General features: G+C 36.0%; 16 protein-coding genes. 3 read left to right on the top strand and 13 right to left on the bottom strand.

Features of this window, described 5'->3' with window-relative positions; translation table 11 throughout:
• Window position 1 precedes the first annotated feature (1 nt).
• From EM932_RS12365 to hypA, 3 genes are all read right to left on the bottom strand, one after another.
• A complete protein-coding gene (locus EM932_RS12365) occupies window positions 2-1,270 on the bottom strand; it encodes an NADH-quinone oxidoreductase subunit B family protein (protein WP_135877506.1) in 1,269 nt (422 codons plus the stop codon).
• On the bottom strand, window positions 1,263-3,086 hold the full coding sequence (locus EM932_RS12360; protein WP_135877505.1) for an NAD(P)H-dependent oxidoreductase subunit E: 1,824 nt from the start codon (window positions 3,084-3,086) through the stop codon (window positions 1,263-1,265). Before EM932_RS12360 ends, EM932_RS12365 begins: the two co-directional genes overlap by 8 nt.
• A gap of 123 nt (window positions 3,087-3,209) precedes the next feature.
• The gene (gene hypA, locus EM932_RS12355; RefSeq protein WP_135877504.1) at window positions 3,210-3,551 is read right to left on the bottom strand and encodes a hydrogenase maturation nickel metallochaperone HypA; all 342 of its coding nucleotides are present in this window, start codon (window positions 3,549-3,551) and stop codon (window positions 3,210-3,212) included.
• A 142-nt stretch (window positions 3,552-3,693) separates the two neighbouring features.
• On the opposite strand from hypA, the gene hypF reads away from it, so the two are divergent.
• Genes hypF through hypE form a run of 3 tightly spaced genes read left to right on the top strand, consistent with a single transcriptional unit; the run spans window position 3,694 to window position 8,100 of the window.
• Window positions 3,694-5,964 carry a carbamoyltransferase HypF gene (gene hypF / locus EM932_RS12350; RefSeq protein ID WP_170179795.1) on the top strand — a complete coding sequence of 757 codons (2,271 nt, stop codon included), beginning with the start codon at window positions 3,694-3,696 and terminating at the stop codon, window positions 5,962-5,964.
• A gap of 11 nt (window positions 5,965-5,975) precedes the next feature.
• Window positions 5,976-7,064, top strand: coding sequence for a hydrogenase formation protein HypD (gene hypD, locus EM932_RS12345; RefSeq protein ID WP_135877502.1), 1,089 nt, complete (start codon window positions 5,976-5,978; stop codon window positions 7,062-7,064).
• 10 nt (window positions 7,065-7,074) lie between these two features.
• A complete protein-coding gene (hypE, locus tag EM932_RS12340) occupies window positions 7,075-8,100 on the top strand; it encodes a hydrogenase expression/formation protein HypE (protein WP_135877501.1) in 1,026 nt (341 codons plus the stop codon).
• A gap of 394 nt (window positions 8,101-8,494) precedes the next feature.
• Here the strand turns inward: hypE and EM932_RS12335 are convergent, their stop codons facing one another.
• The 10 genes from EM932_RS12335 to EM932_RS12290 form a co-directional block, all read right to left on the bottom strand.
• A complete protein-coding gene (locus EM932_RS12335) occupies window positions 8,495-9,199 on the bottom strand; it encodes an urease accessory protein UreH domain-containing protein (protein ID WP_135877500.1) in 705 nt (234 codons plus the stop codon).
• An 84-nt stretch (window positions 9,200-9,283) separates the two neighbouring features.
• Complete coding sequence (locus EM932_RS12330) at window positions 9,284-10,150, bottom strand: RnfABCDGE type electron transport complex subunit B (RefSeq protein WP_135877499.1); 867 nt, start codon at window positions 10,148-10,150, stop codon at window positions 9,284-9,286.
• Window positions 10,151-10,201: 51 nt separating this feature from the next.
• Window positions 10,202-11,059 carry a ferredoxin reductase domain-containing protein gene (locus EM932_RS12325; RefSeq protein ID WP_135877498.1) on the bottom strand — a complete coding sequence of 286 codons (858 nt, stop codon included), beginning with the start codon at window positions 11,057-11,059 and terminating at the stop codon, window positions 10,202-10,204.
• A 59-nt stretch (window positions 11,060-11,118) separates the two neighbouring features.
• Window positions 11,119-11,298, bottom strand: coding sequence for a hypothetical protein (locus tag EM932_RS12320; protein ID WP_135877497.1), 180 nt, complete (start codon window positions 11,296-11,298; stop codon window positions 11,119-11,121).
• A 12-nt stretch (window positions 11,299-11,310) separates the two neighbouring features.
• Entirely contained in the window at window positions 11,311-11,892 is a 582-nt protein-coding gene (locus tag EM932_RS12315) for an electron transport complex protein RnfA (protein ID WP_135877496.1), read from the bottom strand.
• A complete protein-coding gene (gene rsxE / locus EM932_RS12310) occupies window positions 11,889-12,521 on the bottom strand; it encodes an electron transport complex subunit RsxE (RefSeq protein WP_135877495.1) in 633 nt (210 codons plus the stop codon). The genes EM932_RS12315 and rsxE overlap by 4 nt, the downstream gene beginning before the upstream one ends.
• On the bottom strand, window positions 12,511-13,212 hold the full coding sequence (locus EM932_RS12305; RefSeq protein WP_135877494.1) for an RnfABCDGE type electron transport complex subunit G: 702 nt from the start codon (window positions 13,210-13,212) through the stop codon (window positions 12,511-12,513). Before EM932_RS12305 ends, rsxE begins: the two co-directional genes overlap by 11 nt.
• Window positions 13,209-14,228 carry an RnfABCDGE type electron transport complex subunit D gene (locus EM932_RS12300; RefSeq protein WP_135877493.1) on the bottom strand — a complete coding sequence of 340 codons (1,020 nt, stop codon included), beginning with the start codon at window positions 14,226-14,228 and terminating at the stop codon, window positions 13,209-13,211. The genes EM932_RS12305 and EM932_RS12300 overlap by 4 nt, the downstream gene beginning before the upstream one ends.
• Entirely contained in the window at window positions 14,221-15,579 is a 1,359-nt protein-coding gene (gene rsxC, locus EM932_RS12295; RefSeq protein ID WP_135877492.1) for an electron transport complex subunit RsxC, read from the bottom strand. The genes EM932_RS12300 and rsxC overlap by 8 nt, the downstream gene beginning before the upstream one ends.
• Before the next feature lie 15 nt (window positions 15,580-15,594).
• Entirely contained in the window at window positions 15,595-20,547 is a 4,953-nt protein-coding gene (locus EM932_RS12290) for a 2-oxoacid:acceptor oxidoreductase family protein (RefSeq protein ID WP_211344283.1), read from the bottom strand.
• Between the last annotated feature and the right edge of the window lie 30 nt (window positions 20,548-20,577).

Raw genomic sequence — 20,577 nt, 5'->3', positions numbered from 1 at the left:
TTTAATCGTATTTAAATTCTTCGTGAGTAATGGAATATTCTTCATTTAACAGAATATTTTTTACAACTTTCCATATATGATTGGCATCTGGAGGACAACCAGGAATGTAATAGTCAATTTTCACTATTTCATTACAGGGGTACACATTGTTTAACAGTTTAGGAATGTCTTCGTGATTGGGGATAATATTAGCACCTATTTCGCTGGTTAGCCCATTAATATAGGCTTCTTCTAAACATTCCTTAAGAGGAACAAAGTTTCGCATCGCAGGAATACCACCCATAATGGCACATTCCCCAAAAGCAATAAGGATATCGCATTTTTTTCTAAATTCCTTAAGCACTTCAATGTTTTCTGAATTTGCACAGCCCCCTTCGATAAGTCCAACATCACAACGCTTACTAAATTTTTTAATATCCGTTAAAGGTGATTTATTGAATTCCACAATTTCTAATACATCAACAATATCTGTATCAATATCTAAAAGTGACATGTGACAACCAAAACAACCAGCTAAAGACGTAGTAGCAACAATAAATTTATTGTTTGCTCCCTTTTTAACAAAGTTTTCTTTCCGTGCAGCTTCCTTCTCTTTTCCAACTAAATCATACTTTCTATCTCCAAACGGTTCTTTATAAACCATGCCTTTAACTAAAATAGCTCCAACAGGGCATAAATTCATGGCATGCATCGCTTCTGATTGTGTTAGTTTTTTTTCTTCTTCATAGTCAATCTGAACACGTGTATTAATGCCTCTTTTTACAAATGAAAAAATATTTTTCCCTTCATCTGTTTTAACTTCTTCAACACAGCGCATACAAAGAATACACCGGTTAGATTCCATGATCATACGATCTGAATTAAAATCTACAACCTTATTACTGTAAACATGTGGAAATCTGGTAACCGTTATTCCCATATCATAGGCCAGGTTTTGCAAATCGCAATTACCACTTTTTTCGCAAGAAGGGCAAAAATGATTTCCTTCGGCAAACAACATTTCTATAATAGCTTTTCTGGTATCTATAAGTTCTGGGGTATTAATCTCTACCTCAATCCCTTCGTTGACTTTTGTGGTACAACTTGTTGTGGTTTTACCATTTACAATTACTGTACAAATTCTACATGTTCCCAAAGCATGATCTTGATTGTGAAAATGACACAATGTTGGTATGTAGATTCCATTTTCTTTTGCAGCATCTACCAAATTTTTACCAGCTTCTACTTGGTACTTGTTGCCATCAATTTTAATGTTGACTAGATTATTCATAGGTAGTTTCTATTTCATTGATTATTTTGTCATAATTATCAACTGCTTTTTCCAAATTAAAAGCCTGGTTAATATCACTTTCTGCCAACAAACATTTATTAAATTCTTCAGGGAATTTCAGCATAGCAGTCAACAAACAATTTGTTGATGTTTTCCCAAGTCCGCACCTACTGGATTGTTTAATAATGCTACACCATTCTTTTATTTCTTCTAAATCATTTTTATCGGCGTGACAGAGTTTGATTTTATGGAGTTTCTTGTTTAATAAGAAATTGCCCGTTCTACATGGCACACATATGCCACATGATTCTGCCACAAAAAAGTCGGTAATGTTTTTAAGAATTGGCAAGAGATCCCTAGTTTTATCAAAAATCATAAAAGCCCCACCACTCCTTAATCCCACAGCGCTCATTTTTCGTGCATATTCAATAGGATCATTCAATTGAAATTGGATATGTTCTGCCAATAAGTTTTCACCAGATATTTCCCTATCAAAATCTTGGGAAGACAAACATTCCCCTGAAAAACCATTGAATAAAATGAAATGTGGATCTTTAGCTTCTATTAAGTCTAAAAAATATTTTAACTTCATGCCCCATTCTATCTCATAAATACCAGGTTTGTTACAATCACCAGAAACACTCATCAATTTTGTACCAGGAGTTGCTTTAGTACCTATAGCCAAATAATTATCCAATCCCATTTCTAGAATTCTTGCTGCTGCACAAAGTGTTTCTACATTATTTACAACGGTAGGTTTTCCTAAATACCCTTTTTCTACGGGGAAAAATTCTTTTGTAGTAGGTTCGCCCCTTTTGCCTTCCATAGATGCTATAAGTGCGGTTTCCTCACCACATACATAAGCACCGGCCCCCATGTGAATATTTAAATTGAAATCGAAGCCTTCAATACCGAGAATATTTTTTCCCAATAATCCTTTTTCAAGGAATTTCTTAATGGTTTTTTCAAGCTTATTTTTTAAATAAAAATATTCGGCTCTTAAATAAATAGTGCCTTCTGTTGCTCCAACAGCATAACCAGCAATGGTCATACCTTCAATAAGCAAACCTGGGTGTTCATTCATTAAAACCCGGTCTTTAAAAGTACCTGGTTCGCCTTCATCTGCATTACAGATAATATATTTTTGATCTGATTTATTATCTCTACAAAACTGCCATTTTAAACCTGTTGGAAAAAAAGCGCCTCCTCTACCAGATAGCTTGGATGCTTTTATTAAATCAATCACGCTATCTGGTTCAATACCTATTATTTTTTTTAATGCGTTCCCTTGGTGATATGGTTTAAAGAACACCGTTTTGTTTTCTTCTGGCGTATACTGAATATTATTTTCGGGGAAATTGCTTAACGATTCTAACGATTCACCTTGCCGTAATTTAGAAATTAAGGTTTTTACTTTTTCTGGGGTAAGATTTGTAAATGCATTGAAATTTATTAATGCGGATGTTTCTTGATCGCTCAAACCGATACAAGATGTTTCAAATAAACCAAACAGACCGTCTTTTGTAACATGTCCTGTTTTTATGCCAATTTCCTTTTCAAATGCTTTTTTTACCCGATAGAAATCTTTGTATTTTGAAATAATTGAATTATTCAAATAAATGGTATACTTGCCGGCATGTTTAAGATGATAAAAATGATAAAAGGAAATAACACCTTCTAATTCTATTCTTGAGATGTTAAATGCTTTTGAAATTTTAGTCATATCATCACGACTTATGCACCTTCTTTTTTTTTGAATATCCCACAAGATATTCATCAGTGAGGATTTTTTGAAAGAGTTTTCTTTTGTGCTCATAATGAAGAAATTATGATATGCAACTAATATAGTATTCTAACAAAAATTAAAACATGATATTCGTCATCTAAAGCTGAATTATTGAATAAAAAGATGTTAATATTTTAATATTTTCCATAATCATCAAGAAATCTCTAACGATTTTACCTTCAATTCTTTACCTTTAAGAATTCTTTTTGAAAAACTGTTGCAATTTGGGCACGTATCATAAACATTTTCTAAATTAAAAATGGTATCACAATCGCTACATTTTGCTTCTCCTTTTATAACATGAATTTTTTTAGATGCATACTCCAGAACGGTACCTTCAACTGCAGAAGACCAAACAAATTCCAATGAATCAAGTTCTACACCTGCTAAAGTACCTATTTCTAGCTCAATGCGTTCAACTTTACCTGCCTTAGCCTTTGCAGTTTCATTTTCGGCAATTTTAACAATCCCTAAAGCTATTGATAATTCATGCATTATGTTAATTTTTAAACCTTTGGAAATAATTCTATTATAACAATATTAAATGTATTGAAAAACTAATACATAAAACATGAGAGTTGTCAGAAAAAATTCATCTTAAAAAATGTAACTTTATAGTGCTTTTAAGCTTTAAATTTTGATACAAAAAACTTATAAAATTTCTATTTCCGGACAAGTACAAGGTGTTGGGTTTCGCCCATATGTTTATAGTTTAGCTACAGAATTTTTATTAACTGGAACAGTTTCTAATAACGAAGAAGGGGTTATTATTTTTGTGTCGGGTTTAAAAAAAGTCATCTTTAATTTTTATGATAAATTAATTCAATCTCCACCTCCCGTTTCTATAATTAATGACAGCCGAATCAATCAAATTGAATATCGCTTTTTTGATGAGTTTAAAATCATGCCCTCTAAAAAAAGCAGTCGATTAAATTTACCATTAACACCAGATTTTGCCATTTGTGACAATTGTAAAAACGATATGCATAATCCCAAGAACAGACGTTTTGACTATCCGTTTACAACCTGTGTAAATTGTGGACCTCGTTGGGCTATTACAGAAACGTTTCCGTTTGAAAGAAATCATACAAGTATTGATGATTTCCCTATGTGTGAAGCATGCGTAGAAGAATATACAAAACCTATTGACAGACGCTTTCATTCACAAACAAACACATGTCAAACCTGCGGAATTAAGTTGTTTTTGGTTGATAATTCAGGCTATAAATTAGAAGCATCAAAGCATACATTATTTAAGAAAGTTGCTAATATTTTATCAGATGGAAACATAATTGCTATAAAAAATACCAGTGGTTATTTATTATGCTGTAATGCTGAAAATGAACACGTTGTTCAAGAATTAAGGGATAAAAAAAACAGACCCCATAAACCATTTGCCGTTTTATACCCTTCGCTTGATTTTTTAAAAAAAGAGTTGCAGCTTAATGAGCCTCATGTGAAATCATTAACTTCAACTGAGCGTCCTATAACAATAATTCCATTCAATAATTATAAAGGAAACATAGCCATTCATAAAGTAGCTCCAGGATTGAGCCAGTTAGGGGTTATGTTACCATATTCCGGGATTTTACAGTTGTTAGCAAACGAATTGAGCTTCCCAATTGTGGCTACAAGCGGTAATATTCATGGATCTCCCATAATTAGTAAAAATGACAAAGCATTCGAAAAGTTAAAAGAAGTAGCTGATTATTTTTTACAGCACAATTTAAAAGTCACACATCCACAAGACGACTCTGTTGTTAAGTTAAGTAATAAATTTAAAGAAAAAGTATTGTTCCGTCGTTCTCGTGGCTATGCTCCAAACTATTTTAATGCTTCCATAAATTCCGATAAAAAAATAATCGCTTTGGGTGCTCATTTAAAAAGTAGTATTGCGTTTTATCCAAATAACTATTTATACATAAGTCAGTATTTAGGAAACCTCGATAACTATGATGTTTATGAGCGTTTTACAAAAACAACATTACATTTTATTGATTTATTTGAACAAAAACCAAATGTGGTTTTGGTTGACAAACATCCTACTTATCATAGTACCCTTTACGGTATTGAGCTGGCACAACAACATGATGCAGAGTTGTTTAAAATCCAGCATCATAAAGCGCATTTTGCTTCCGTATTAGGAGAGCATAATTTGTTTACTTTCCACGAACCTGTTTTAGGCGTAATTTGGGATGGCACTGGTTATGGGGATGACGGACATATTTGGGGAGGTGAGTTTTTCAAATACCAGCCCCATAAAATAGAAAGGGTTTCACACTTTGAATATTTTAATTGGCTAGCTGGAGATAAGATGTCTAAAGCTCCCAAATTATCTTTGTTGTCATTATCAAATAGCGACATGCAGTCTGTTTTAAAGGACAAGTTTTCAGATGAAGAATTAACCATTTATCAATCGTTAAAAAAGAATAACAAATTAAAAACATCCTCCGTAGGAAGGTTATTTGATGCCGTTGCTTCTTTACTTAATATTTGCGATATCAATACCTACGAAGGTGAGGCCGCTATTTTATTAGAGAATTATATAACCGATTACAATTTGGATGATTGCAAATTGTATTGTTCGATTTTAGACAAAAATCTTATTCCTACTGAAAAGCTGCTCTATAACTTGCATTTAGATGTAAAAGAAGGGCATTCAAAACAATATATAATTACTAATTTCTTATATACGTTAGCCTCTATAATTTTTCAAATGGCAAGCCATCAAAAAGTAAAAAAAATAGCATGTAGCGGAGGCGTTTTCCAGAACACGACGTTAATAGATATGATTAAAGAAATAGGAGAGAACAAGTACAAATTGTATTTTAACCGTAACTTAGCTCCTAACGACGAAAATATCTCTTTCGGACAAATAATGTATTATTTACATTGTTTGAATAGCTAACCTATAAACAGATGAAATATTTAACTGAATATAGAAATTTAGAGGCTACAAAAAGTTATTTAAAGCTTATTGAAAATACCGTTACGCAAACATGGAAGATTATGGAAATTTGCGGTGGACAAACTCACGGATTGGTTAAAAATGGGATATTAGAATTATTACCAAAAAAGGTTCAAATGATTCATGGGCCTGGATGCCCCGTTTGTGTAACGCCTTTAAATTTAATTGATAAAGCCATTGAATTATTAGAAAACGGTGTTATAGTTTGCTCTTTTGGCGATATGATTCGGGTTCCGGGAAGCAAGAAAAGCTTGTTGGAAGCTAAAGCAGAAGGGGGTGATCTGCGAATCTTATATTCGCCCATTGAAGCTATGAAAATTGCCAGGAACAATCCAGACAAAGAAGTGGTTTTCTTTGCTGTTGGATTTGAAACCACTGCGCCTGCAAATGCTTTGTCTGTTTTACATGCTCAAAAAGAAGGACTGAAAAATTACTCCATTTTAGTATCACATGTATTAGTTCCTCCTGCTATGGAAGCTATTTTAGATGATAAGTTTTGCAATATCAATGCCTTTTTAGGAGCTGGACATGTATGTACCATTATGGGGTATAAAGAATATATTCCCTTATCTGAAAAGTATAAAACACCTATTGTTATTACTGGTTTTGAACCTCTTGATTTGGTGCAAGGTATTTATATGGCAGTAAAACAATTGGAGGAAGGAATCTGTAAGGTAGAAAATCAATATTCAAGAGCCGTAAAAAAAGCTGGTAACACCTCAGCTATAAACGTAATAAATCAGGTTTTTGAAATTGGTAACAGAGAGTGGAGAGGCATTGGAGACATACCAAATAGTGGCTACATACTAACCAAAGCTTTTAAAGATTTTGATGCTGAATTAAAATTTGGAATCAGTAATATTAAAGCTCCAGAAAGTGCGAATTGTATTGCTGGAGAGGTCTTAAAAGGTATTAAAAAACCTCACGAATGCAGTCAGTTTGGCAAAGCATGTTCACCATCTAATCCATTAGGGGCACCCATGGTGTCTTCGGAAGGAGCATGTGCCGCTTATTATCATTTTTCAAGTAATACTATTTAAATATCTATAAATGGATACAACAGCATTAGGTTTTAACACTATTAATTTAGGACATGGAAGCGGTGGTGTAATGACCAGAGATTTATTGGACAAAATCATTTTTAAAACATTTAGTAATCCTTATCTCAATCAAAAACACGATGGTTCTATTGTTCATTTCAATAATAAAATAGCTATATCTACCGATAGTTTTGTGGTATCTCCTATTTTTTTCAAAGGAGGCAATATAGGTGAGTTAGCTGTTCATGGAACTGTTAATGATGTGGCTATGTGTGGTGCTATTCCGAAGTATTTATCATTAGCATTTATAGTAGAAGAAGGGCTGAAAATCGAGGAATTTATTACTATCGTTAATGCTATAAAATTGGCGGCAGATATTAGTGGCGTTCAAATAATAACAGGAGATACTAAAGTTGTTGAACGTGGAAAAGGGGATAAAATTTTTATCAATACAACAGGTTTTGGGGAAGTCAATCCAAAAGCAAATATATCTACTGATAATATTAAAGTAGGCGACAAAATAATTGTAAATGGGTTTGTAGCACAGCATGGCATGGCAATCATGTCCCAACGTGAAGGTTTAGAGTTTGAATCTACTATTGAAAGCGATACCACTAATTTGAATTTTTTAGTGAATGACCTTATTGATGAATTTGGGAACAAAATTCACTTGTTAAGGGATCCAACAAGAGGCGGATTAGCAAGTGTGTTGTCCGAAATATCACAAGACACCAATAAGGGGGTTACCATTTATGAAACTAAAATCCCACTGGAAAAACAAGTAGCTGCCGCTTGTGAAATTTTAGGGTTGGATGCTTTATATGTTGCAAATGAAGGTGTTTTTATTGCTATTGTTGATGCTGACATTGCTAATGCAGTTGTTGAAATGATGCAAAAAGATGAAAAAGGAAAAAATGCCGTATGCATTGGGGAAATTACCTCTGGGCATCCTAATAAGGTTGTTATGCATAATGAATTAGGTGGTAAACGTATTGTGAGTCCGTTAATTGGAGAACAGTTACCCAGGATTTGTTGAAAGAACCTGAAGCCAGAAGCTAATCGAACCGTTTTAATTAAAACAGTAACTATAACATAAGTTCGACGTAATGACAACATTATTGTTTTGAATATCAAATGTTTAAGACTGAGTGTCAGGTTGAGCGCAGTCGAAACCTATTTAACTTATAGGCTTTAATGACCTTTCGACTTTAGTTTATGCTGAGCGAAGCCGAAGCACTCAAAGCGACAAATAACGTTATTAGTGGATTTATCGTTAAAAATATGCTTGTTTTAAACTCACGTTAATTATAGTATCTTCCTCTGTGTATACTTTGTGTATCTCTGTGATATAATTATTTCACAAAGCTTCACGAAGCTAAAAAGAGTTTTACCTAAATTTTCAATTATTTTCATACTTGTAATGTCTAGCTTTATACGCTAAACAACCAATAAACACCAATAATTATCGCAAAAAGTCCACCAGCTAATCTAATCCCTACAAATAATGTATCATTATGTTCATTCTTGCTAAATGATGCAATTTTACCAATTACAAATGCGAATGTAGTCATCGCTATTATGATTCCTAAACTAAACCCAATAATATATAAAAGAGACTCTGATTGATTACCAAAACTTGCTACCGGAGTAAACAATAAAAAATGGGAAACACCAGATAGACCATGTAAAACGCCAATTGACAATGAAGCTAGATTACTTTGCTTAAGTTTTTTATCATGTTTGTGATGATGTAAATGGTCATGCGAATGATCGTGTTCATGCTTATGGATTATAGGCTCATTTTCACTGTGTACATGTAAGTGTCTATGCTTTTTATCCTCTTTAAATAGTCTATAAAACACCCATATGCCAGTAAAAATTAAAACGACACCTACTAATTGCTCACTATAATTAGAAATCTTTTCAACAGGAATCAATACTTTAAAAAGTAGAAATAAAACACCAACTAAGAGCATTCCAAGTAAATGTCCAATGCCCCAAAACAAACCAATCTTCCATGCTTTCTTTTTCGATTCTATGGCAAAAGGAATAACAGCAGCTAAATGGTCGGGACCAGTAATTACATGTAATATTGAAGTAATTAAAGCAGCTGTTAATGGGAATGTAGCATCCATAGCTTTTAGTAATTTAATGAGACAATACTATTTAAAGCTTCTAATTTATTCATTACCAGACTATTTTTTGACGATATAAGTAAATTACGAATTCCCCAGTGATCTGGCTCCCTTACGAATGATTTTTCTGCTTTCTTTCCCTTTAACCACCGTTCCATTATCATCTAACCATACAATGGCTCCAGTAGGACATCGTTGAATGGGCTCTTGTGTATTATGACCTTCAGCATAATTTATCACAGGTAAATTATTTTTCATAGTAATCAATTCACCAGGTGCATCCATAGCACATTTACCACAAGATGTACACCCCACTTGGCAATCTTCAAGTATAGCCTCGCCATGTTCAAGGTTTTTACAAGCCACCCAAAGTTTGTGGCTTATAGGTTGAAGAGAAAATAAATCTTTAGGGCAAACTTCCACACAATCACCACAGGCAGTACATTTCTCTGTATCTACTATTGGCAAACCATGTTCGTTCATGATAATGGCATCAAAATCACACACAACTTCACAATCACCATGCCCCAAACATCCCCAGAAACAACCTTTACCTCCACCCGAAACCAGAGTGGCCGCCTGACAGCTTTGAATTCCAACATACTGGGCTCGATTAATAGCTACGTTCGTTCCGCCAGCACAGGCAAGACGTGCAACTTGCTTTTCTTCAGCACCTAAATCAACACCAAGAAATTCTGCTATGGACTGCCTACCTTCATCCGTACTGACTGTACATTTACCAGGTAAAGATTTCTCAAAAACCAATGCTTCAGCAAACGGTCGGCAACCTGGATATCCGCATGCACCGCAATTTGCGTGGGGCAGCATGTCTTCAACTTTGTCAATACGAGGATCTTCATAGACATAGAGCTTTTTGTTTGCAACAATAAGCATAATTGCTAGAAGTAAGGTTAACCCCCCAAGTGCGGCAATTGCAGTAATGATAGACATATTAATCATGAATTTATTGAAACACAATTCTCCTTTATTTCTCAATACACCTTAAAAAATAATTTCAGCCCATTTTCTACCGGCTATAAGTTCTGCTTTACGAAGCTTCCATTTCTCTTCCGATCCCAGAATTTTAGAAAATGAGTTGTTGAGTTTATTAAGGATTTTTGCATATCCTGCAACATAAACATAAGTATTAGACTTTGAAAGTAGTTCTTTCAATTCAGTAGCTTGTTCCTCAAGCACTTTTTCTAACTCAATGGAATCAGCCCAATGTGGTCTCTTACTTAGTGCATGAAACGCTTCAAATGTGTCCTTGTCATAATAATTGGTGAGATCACCATCTTTATCATTTAAATACAGTAGTTCTAAACCGCTTCGAGCACCATAGAATAATCGGATTTTACCCTCCCAATCCTTCACATTTTTATAAATATGTTTAATGAAAGCTCGGAAAGGCGCAATACCTGTACCCATACCAATGAGTATCATATTAGCGGTTTTATCTTCTGGAACTCTAAAAGGTAATTGAAAAGGGCCAGTAACTATGATTTCATCACCTTTTTTCCGATTACATAAATAATTTGAAGCAACACCTTTATATTCTTCACCATTGAAATCATCAATATATGAGCAGCGCTTCACTAACATTGTAATTTTTGGATTACCATTAATTTTTGCTGGTAAATCTGCTACACTATAGAGCCTATGATGATGAGTGTTTCCAAAATCGCCTGTAGCTTTTACCAATACGCCAAAGCTTTGATCTACTTCGCATTCAAACTCTGAGTCTTTCACTTCTAGTATAATTTCACGTACTTCTTCGGTGTCTTGCGGAGTTAACCGTGAAGTATCTTTTACGACCGCCTTATAGCGTTTTTCGGTATCGAAATCTGATAAATGTGCCATGTTTATTTTTTATTTTATTGTTGTTTTTTTATTCAATAAGTTTTAGGATTTATTTCTCCTTATTCCTTTCGCTTGCAAACCGATGTACAACCACAATTGGAGCAGTTTCTTCTACCTGCCAAAACATCCTCCTCTGTGTATTCCTCTCTAAAGACCTTTTTCCATAAGGTTTGTACAAGTACCCAAGCCACTGCTATAGTTACTATGAAACCAACTCCTATGATAAGTGATTTAACCATTTGTTATTCTTTTTAAGCACCCAAACCTGCAAAACCCATAAAGCAAAGTGATAAAATACCTGCAATAAACAGTGTTAATGCTGTTCCTTTTGAAATTTTTGGGATTTCAGCAAAATCTAACTGCTCCCTTAATCCGGCAATCAAAACTAGTGCTAGTGTAAATCCAGCACCAGCACCTAGGGCATATACTATACTTTCTAAAAAACCATATTCTTTATTTGTTTGGAATAATGCCACTCCCAGAATGGCACAATTAGTTGTAATTAGAGGGAGAAATATTCCAAGAGATCTAAATAATGCTGGGCTTATTTTTTTGATGAACATTTCAACTAACTGGACTGTGGAAGCTATTACAACAATGTAACTAATCAGTTGTAGAAAGGGTGCGCCAATGCTCACCAAAAAAGCATGTATTCCATAAGCACACATGGAACTGATGAGCATCACAAACATTACCGCTCCACCCATTTTTGTAGCTGTTTCCATTTTCCCAGATACACCCAGAAACGGGCAAATACCTAAGAAATAAGCCAAAACAAAGTTGTTAACTAAGCAAGCATTTAGAAAAATAGTACCTAAAGATTCAGTGTTCATGATTTTGTTTTTCTTGTTTGTATCCCATTAATTATAAGTAACCAGATTGCCAGTGTAAAAAATCCGCCAGCAGGTAATATCATTACAATCCAACTTTGAAATCCCTCAGGGAAAAGTGCTATATTGAATAGTGAGCCATTGCCAAGTATTTCCCTGACAGACCCTAAGCAAAAAAGCGCAAACGTAAACCCTAAGCCCATTCCCAAAGCATCAAAAATGGATTTCCAGACGGTATTTTTCGATGCAAATGCTTCTGCCCTACTCAAAATCAAACAGTTTACCACGATAAGAGAGATGAAGGCACCTAAGCTTTTATGCAATTCAACACTGATGGCTTGAATGGCATAATCAGTTACCGTAACAAAAGTGGCGATGATAAGAATATACGAAGCAATACGCACTTGTTTAGGAACAAAATTTCGTAGTAAGGAGACCAAAACATTTGACATTAACAAGACAAAAGCAGTAGCTAATCCCATGGCTAAGGCATTTTCTGCCGTATTGGAAACAGCCAATACCGGACACATTCCTAGTACTTGTACAAATACGGGATTTTCACGCCACAGTCCTTTAATAAATTCATCGGTAGTGGTCACTTTTTGTTCAGATGAAGAATTATCATTGCTCATTACTTTCCTTTGGTTTTTGATGGTTCTTCTTATAATGGTTATATAAAATTGGAACTAATTCTGATGTACTTGTTCCAATAATATTTCCTATAGCTCTTGAAGAAATTGTGGCTCCGGTGATTCCATCAATTTCCCAAGGGTTTTGTTTCTCACCTTGTTTTACGGTAATTACCTTGTTTTGTAGTTTGTTATTGTTGGATAGACTAACATCAAGTGCTTTAAAATTGTTAAGAAAATGTTCCTCCTTTTCAATTTTATCGCCAAGCCCTGGAGTTTCTTTACTTTCCAAAACTTGAAACCCAATTAGTGTTTCCTTATCTGGCTCGTACCCGTATAATATTCTTATAATGTCCGCATAACCCTGTCCTGAAGCTTCAATAGCATATCCTACAATGTTATCATTATTGTCGTATCCTGCATATATGGCTGTTTCAGTTTTATCTCCTTCTTTCATTTTGAATAATTCCCCATTGGCATTCACCCCAAAAGCCTGGGTGTTAACAGTTCCTGGTAGCACTTCAAAAATGGCCTTTTCCAAAGCCTCAGCCTTTAATCGTTGCACACGAGGCAGCGTTAATTCAAAGGTCGTAACTATAAGCAATGCGCTTATGATGCCAATACCTACCATAGCTAGTAACATTTTTTTACTACTGGCAAGGTTTTGTGTTTCCATGTTAGCAACTTCACTCATGTGGCTTTTATTTTTCGTTTTGTCCCATACACCCGATTTTTAATTAAGGAATCTATATGGGGAGAAATAGCATTGGCCAACAGTATGGAATACATAACTCCTTCTGATAAACCTCCCCAAATTCGGATTACAATAGTTAGAATGCCAATAATGCACCCGTAAATCCACAAACCTAGTGGTGTAATTGGGGATGAGACCATATCTGTAGCCATAAATACTGCACCGAGCATCAACCCTCCAGATAATAGCATAAACACTGGTGATGGGTAAAGCTCACTATTGAGTAAATAAAGCACTCCACTTAATAAAAAGGCACTTAATAGTACCGCTACTGGAATTCTCCAAGACATCATATTTCGTGCAATTAGATAAATACCTCCTAAAGCGATGATTATGGCACAAGTTTCTCCAGTAGAACCACTTATTTGACCAAAGGCTAATTCTGTGATGGATGTGGTTATTCCATCAAATTTAAAGGCTGAAAGCGGAGTCGCTCCCGAAACGGCATCATACTGAGGCTCCATAAAAGGCCAAGTAAATACCGACTCGGAAACAGTTGAGAATCGGTTGGATATAAAAGCAGGATGCCATGTGGTAATTGCAACCGGAAAGGCTGCCTGTAAAACGGCTCTGGCCACCAGCGCTGGATTAAATACATTGTAACCCAATCCTCCAAAAATATATTTACCGAGAGCAATCCCGATAACCCCACCTACAAAAGTCATCCATAATGGAAAACTTGGAGGTAAAGAAAGTCCTAATAGTAATCCTGTAATTACCGCTGAATAATCTCTAACAGTAGTTTCCTTTTTGGAAATTTTACACAAAAAATGTTCAGTAATTATACTGGCAAAGGTTGCCGTGAGAATAACTAGTAACGCATTTAATCCAAAAGAATAGATGGAGAAAAATACAACAGGTAGTAACGCCCATACCACGTTTTTCATAATTTCATCTGTACTTCGCCCCTTAACTATATGCGGCGACGAACTAATATCTAAAGTTTTTTTAAGCATCTACTTCCTCTTTTTTATTAGCTTCGCGCTTTCTTATAATTCGCTTTGCCAGCCGAAAATATTGTACCAATGGAATATGGGATGGACATACATAGGTGCACGAGCCACATTCAAAACAATCCATCAGATTAAAATCTGAAGCCATTTCATTATAGGCTTCAAATTTTGCCAGTATACCCAGTTTTGATGGATTCAATAAAATTGGACAAGCATCGAGACAGGCCCCACATTTAATACAGGGATATATTTTGGGTATTCTGTTTACATCTTTTTTTGTAAAGACCAGAATTCCCGAAGTGCCCTTAACTATCGATATGTTGAGGTTTGAAACTGCAACTCCCATCATTGGACCACCCATATAAACTTCACTGATTTCTTCATCAACCCCCACCTGCTCAAGAACAAAGCGTAAAGGCGTACCTATTGGAATAGTATAATTACCTTTCTTTTTAACCCCTGGACCTGCAATGGTAATTACTCGTTCCTGTATACCTTGACCATGGGGCAGTAACCGGCCTATCTCTGCAGTTGTTGCAACATTTACCACAACCACTCCAACTTCAATGGGGAGTTTGCCTGAAGGTATTTCTTTACCCAAAATGGATGTGACCAACATTTTCTCCGCCCCTTGGGGATATTTTACTGGAAGTACTTGTACGGAAACAGGCATGCCTTTGGGAATATGCTTTTTCAAGTGATTAGCTGCATCTTGCTTATTGGCTTCAATACCGATAATGACCTTTTGTGTTCCTGTAGCTTTTAATAAATATTTAATTCCGGTAAAAATATCATGTTCTTGCTCTAACATAACACGGTGATCGGTTGTTAAATAGGGTTCACATTCAATACCATTGATAATTAATGTTTCACATTTTTTTCCGTCAGGAATTTTCAACTTTACATGCGTTGGAAATGCAGCACCTCCCAAACCTACAATTCCGGCACCCTGAATGCCCTGTAGAATGTCTTCAGGCGTAGCCGTATCTAGATCGATCGGTTTTCCTTCGAGTACTTCCTGAGTTGAAAATGGGAATGTTTCAAGAAAAATACCCGGAGACATTTTCCCTGAAATGGTCGGAACATTTGCAATTTTTCGAATCGTACCAGAAACCGGAGCGTGTAAAGGCACAGAAACATACCCCTCTGCCTTAGCCAATAATTGACCCCGATGCACTTCTTGCCCTTCGCGAACAATTATTTGTGAAGGAGCACCTATGTGTTGTGCCATTGGTAATATAATTACTGGTGGAAAAGGAAATTGCTTTATAGACATACCATTGGTTTCGCCCTTGCTTTCTGGAGGGTGGATACCATGTTTAAACGTGTTTTTATGAAAATTGAAAAATGCCATTATGCCATTTGTACATTAATTATACTTTTTACCTCGGTTTATCCATTTTTCCATATCCTTTGCTAATTTTTCAGAGGGTAACCCAGGATGAATAACACCAGCTGTACATTTTTCAGCTGCTTTAACCAGATCTTCATAAGGTCCAGCCTTAGGATTTTTTATGTACGCCTTGTTATCTTCATTATAAGCAAAAATATTCGAGTTCAGTTTAATGCACTCATCACATGAGGTACATTCATCTGTTTCCAACCATGGTGCCATATATTCTCCATTTGATGGTTTATCTTCAACTGGTACTCCATTGGTTTCTGCTGGTTTTTCCATGGCCATTTTCAGAATGCCGTCGCCATCACCCCCAGCAAGTTGCATAAGACCTTGTGCTATATTTCCAACCACCTCGTTTCTTATTTTTTCTTCTAGGTTTTCTTTTTCTTGATTTTTTGTTTCTACCCCTGCAAGGTCACGTAACATTAACCAGAAGTCTCGTCTTTCTTCACAAGACTCAACAATTGGTTTTGCTACCAATACTCTATTGAGTTTTTGCTCTCTATCTACTGCCCATATATAAGGGAATTTGCCATCACGATCGTTTTCTTCTAGTTCTAAGAACTCTGCCAGTGGCATCATGTTATCATTCCAAGCGCTACGTGGAACTTTTCTAAAGTGTTTTCTAAATCGAGCTTCTGTCAATGCAAAATCTGCAAAAGTCATCGGTAATTCCATGGAACGTTCTTGCCCGTATTCCAGATACTTTAAACTGTATGTAGGCCATATTTGATCTATTGCTGGATTACCAGATAAATCAAAACCTTCCTTAGTTTTTATACCATTGTCTGGATTGTATTTGTAAATAGGGTATGCTCTAGACTCTACAGCAAGTTTTGCCTGATGTGCACCTAAATCATCTGCGACACCATGTTCGGGTTGGCAAGTAGTATAAAGATTAAAAAGTGCTGGTCGTTTGGTTGTTAAACCGTCTATAAAACCTTCAATCATTTGGCTTGTATTGGCTAGTGTTCCTTGCAAAACGTAAGTATTTCGGTGTGCCATGGCAATAAGACCAATCTCTTTCCTTGGCTCACTTTTTCCTTTCCAGACTTTGCCATATTGCGCCATATCAGAAACCTGACCAATGAAACCTGAAGTACAAGCTTGTCCTCCTGTATTAGAGTATACCTGCGTATCTACTACTATTACTTTTATTGGTTTACCGGATGCCATCATTCTGGAGAGGTTTTGGAAGCCAATATCATACATGGCACCATCACCACCAAGCACTACTACTGGAGGGCAGAGCAACCATTCTTTGTCGGTAAACTGTTGCCAAGTAAAATAGGTGAAAAAGTCGTCATGTTCCTCCCCATTGTACGTTCCTTTGATCTCCAATTCTGCTTTACGAATGGTTTTAAAGCCTTCTGCCATTTTGGCCATGTGTCCTTCAAAAACACCCATTGCCATAGATGTTGAATCTTGGAATAAGTGGTTGGCCCAGGGGAATGGATACGGATTAAATGGCCATGAACTTCCCCAAACAGAAGTACAGCCTGTAGAATTAAGCATACCCATATTGGCACGACCTTTTCCGGTGGTACCATTGGTATATTTCCATTTCAATTTCTTTAATTGCGCTAGAAGTTGTGTTACATTACCCAACCACTCTTGGTCTATGGGTTCACTATCATGTTCAGATTCTAACCTACGGGTAACATCTGCCATGGTTAAATCTGAATTTTGCATTTCTTTGACAATCTTCGACATGGTATCCGAATCTGTCAAATCCATACGATTCATCAATTTTACTTGAATGTGTTTTTCAAGTTTATCGGACAATTCATCAATATATGCCATGTGTTTTTCAATACGTGGCTGCATAAGTGATTCTACCGTAGCCGTAAATAAATGAACTACACTTTTCTCCGAACAGCCTAAACAAGCCCCATCACCACTAGCAAAATTTAAGTAAGCATCTTTATTTAATAGAATGGTCTCTAATGGTCCAATCTTTTCCTCAAGGTTATCTATACGATTGAATTTTTGTGGTGTACTTGGTAGGTCCATCCATAAATCCCATTCTTTGTTAAGTTTTACAATAGAGCCTTCGGTTTGTGGAATCTTAATAAGGGCATTATCATTACAGACTTCAACACATTCCATACACCCTTTACAAGTATTGGGGTTAATGGTTATACTGAATAAACCTCCGCTATTTTCTTGTTTTTTCTCATGTAAATCAAAATATGGTCTGGTCAATGCGAAATTAAATTCACCTAATTCGTCTTTAAACCATTCAAATTCCTTGGTTAGTTCTTTACCTCCTTCATAATCGTCGACCGTCATATCAATGGCGTGGTGCATATAGTCATTAACTGTTGCTCCATTTTCTGATGTTGCGAATAGTTTACGAACATTACTTTCTAGTTTACGCACGGCTTTGGGTAGGTGTTCTAATTTTCCGTGGTTTTTTTTAACCCGTTTAACTATGGTGTCAAAAACATCGGATACCTCACTAACTAGTCCTGGTATGGCCGTATCTGGACAGACAGTATAACAGTCACCACAAGCTGTACAATTGTTTGGAATCCATTCGGGGTGTTCAAAGCGAATACCTGTCATATCCCGAAATATCGATGAAACTGCAGGCATTACACTTAGTCCTATAAATGGGTCTGTAAGGTTATCATTTCCCATGCCCCGTAAATAGAAATTACCAGTTTGTTCCCAAAAGCGATGAATGTCACTTAACTGTGATTCGCTTTGTGGGATGTTCTTCATCATTTTTGGAATAGGAGGCATGTTGGCATGAACATTATTTTTAGCCTTATCCTTGTTGACATCACTTAATACTTTGTTGGTAATTTCATGAACTTCATCGAAGCCACGTTTTACTACCCGCATATTATCATCTACAACACGTTGTCCTTTTGCCCCAAATTTGTCTTGTAATTGGTCTTCAATAGCCTTTAATAGTTTTTCATCCGAGAATCCAGATTTTTCCATTAGGGGAGAAGCAGAGAAAAATGCTCCTTGAAATGCAATTCCTTGCATACGTAATTGCAATTCTGGGTCTGTAGCTTCTTCACGTGCAATTTTAAATCCATCTATATAGTACACATGAATTTCTTTATCAATAATAATTTTTTGATAATGTGCAGGAATATCGGCCCACACTTCATCTGGTGAGCCTTTTTCGCTCTGGATAATGAAATTACCTCCTTTTTTCAGTCCTGCCAGCGCATTGGTATGTTTAAATACATTAGGGTCGGGAGATAAAACAACATCCACAAAGAAATATTCGCAATTTATTCTAATAGGTTCTGAAGAAGCAGCAAGATAGTATGTAGTAGGCTGCCCTTTTTTCTCTGAACCATATTTTGGATTCGCTTTAATGTTGTATCCTAATAACTCATATAAAGTCATTGCCATATTCTTTCCTGTAGTAATGGCTCCCCAACCACCTATGGAGTGGAAGCGCACCGTTATGGCATCTTTTGGCATTAGGTTTGGATTCTCTGAACCACGAACGGATAAGTCCTTGACATTAGGATAAGATTCTACAATAGTTTCTTGGTATGCCTTTTGTTTTGGGGAATGTGGTACTTCGCGAATAAAATCTATAGATAGATAAAAGTTTTTTTTATGTTTTCCTTCAGGAAACATATTCTCTATAGCTCCTATTATGCCTTCTGGTTGTAAATCTCGACTTCCCATACCAAATGAACCAGAGTAAACTGCAGGCATATCTGTGATGGAATAAGAAGTTAATTCTGGATATGGACGTATTTTTTTATCCATACCATTTTCTACACATTTATTTAAAACAGAACGAACCTCTCGCGTAATTGGAGAATCAACAGCTAGAGGTTGATCTAGTCGTTCTAATATGGTAACCGCTTTTTTGCCTTTCAGTATTTTAGCAAGTATATCAGAAGGGAATGGTCGGAACATAACAAGATCCACAACACCTACTTTTATTCCGCGTGTTTCTCTAATATAATCTACTACAACTTCAGCACTAGACACTACACTTCCTTGGCCTAGAATAAGGTAATCTGCATCCTCTGTTTTATATGTCATCACTCGCTCGTAGAGTCTACCTGTTAGTTTTTGGTATTCTGTAAAAGCTTGATCTGCCAACTCCTTAATATGATCAAAGAAAAATGGGCGTTGGGCAGCAACACTCTGCATATAAGAATCTTGGTTTTGTACAATACCTGCCATGACAGGGTTGTCTACATCCCATAATTCTGGAATACGCCGACGTGTTTCACCATAAATAATACTCTGTGCAGGTGTTGGTGTTTTTATTATATCATCAGGTCTTCCCAGGTATTCTTTAATTAGTTCACGTTCAGGTAAAAGGAACGACTCTATTAAATGTGTCGTTAAAAAGCCATCCTGAGCAATAATCCCAGGAGTAAGTGCTAATTCTGCAATGCGATGAGAGATAATATTAAGGTCGGCTACATGTTGCGCATTTTTTGCAAACATTTGGAAAAATCCTGTATCATCAACAGCATGATAATCATCATGTCCTGCATGTACGTTTAGGGTAGATTTAGTCATTGCACGTGCACCAATATTCAAAACATAAGTAAGGCGTTTTCCTACTGCTGCATAGAGAGATTCATGCATGTAAGCAATACCTTGACCAGAAGAAAAGTTTGACGCCCGTAAACCTGTCATAGATAAGCCAGCAGTAACTGCTGCTGCAGCATGTTCGCCTTCTGGTTCTATAAAAATTAAAGGTTTGTCAGAAACATTTAGATGCCCTTTTGCAGCGGCATCTGCCCAATATTCCCCCATTTGGGTAGAAGGTGTTATAGGATAGGCACCGGCAGCATCTGTAGATTCACGTTCGCACATGATTGCTGCTGTATTTCCATCCATAGCTACTGGTTTACCTGGATATTTAAAGTTAATTGGTTTGTTCTTCTTTCCTGTTTTTTTCTGAAATATCGACGTGCTCATAAGATGAGAATTTTTGATGTATTATTCTAG

The organism is Flavivirga rizhaonensis (genome assembly GCF_004791695.1).
GTDB lineage: Bacteria > Bacteroidota > Bacteroidia > Flavobacteriales > Flavobacteriaceae > Flavivirga > Flavivirga rizhaonensis.
Note: the sequence above shows the minus strand (reverse complement) of the source record. Positions and strands in the feature narration are given on the sequence as shown.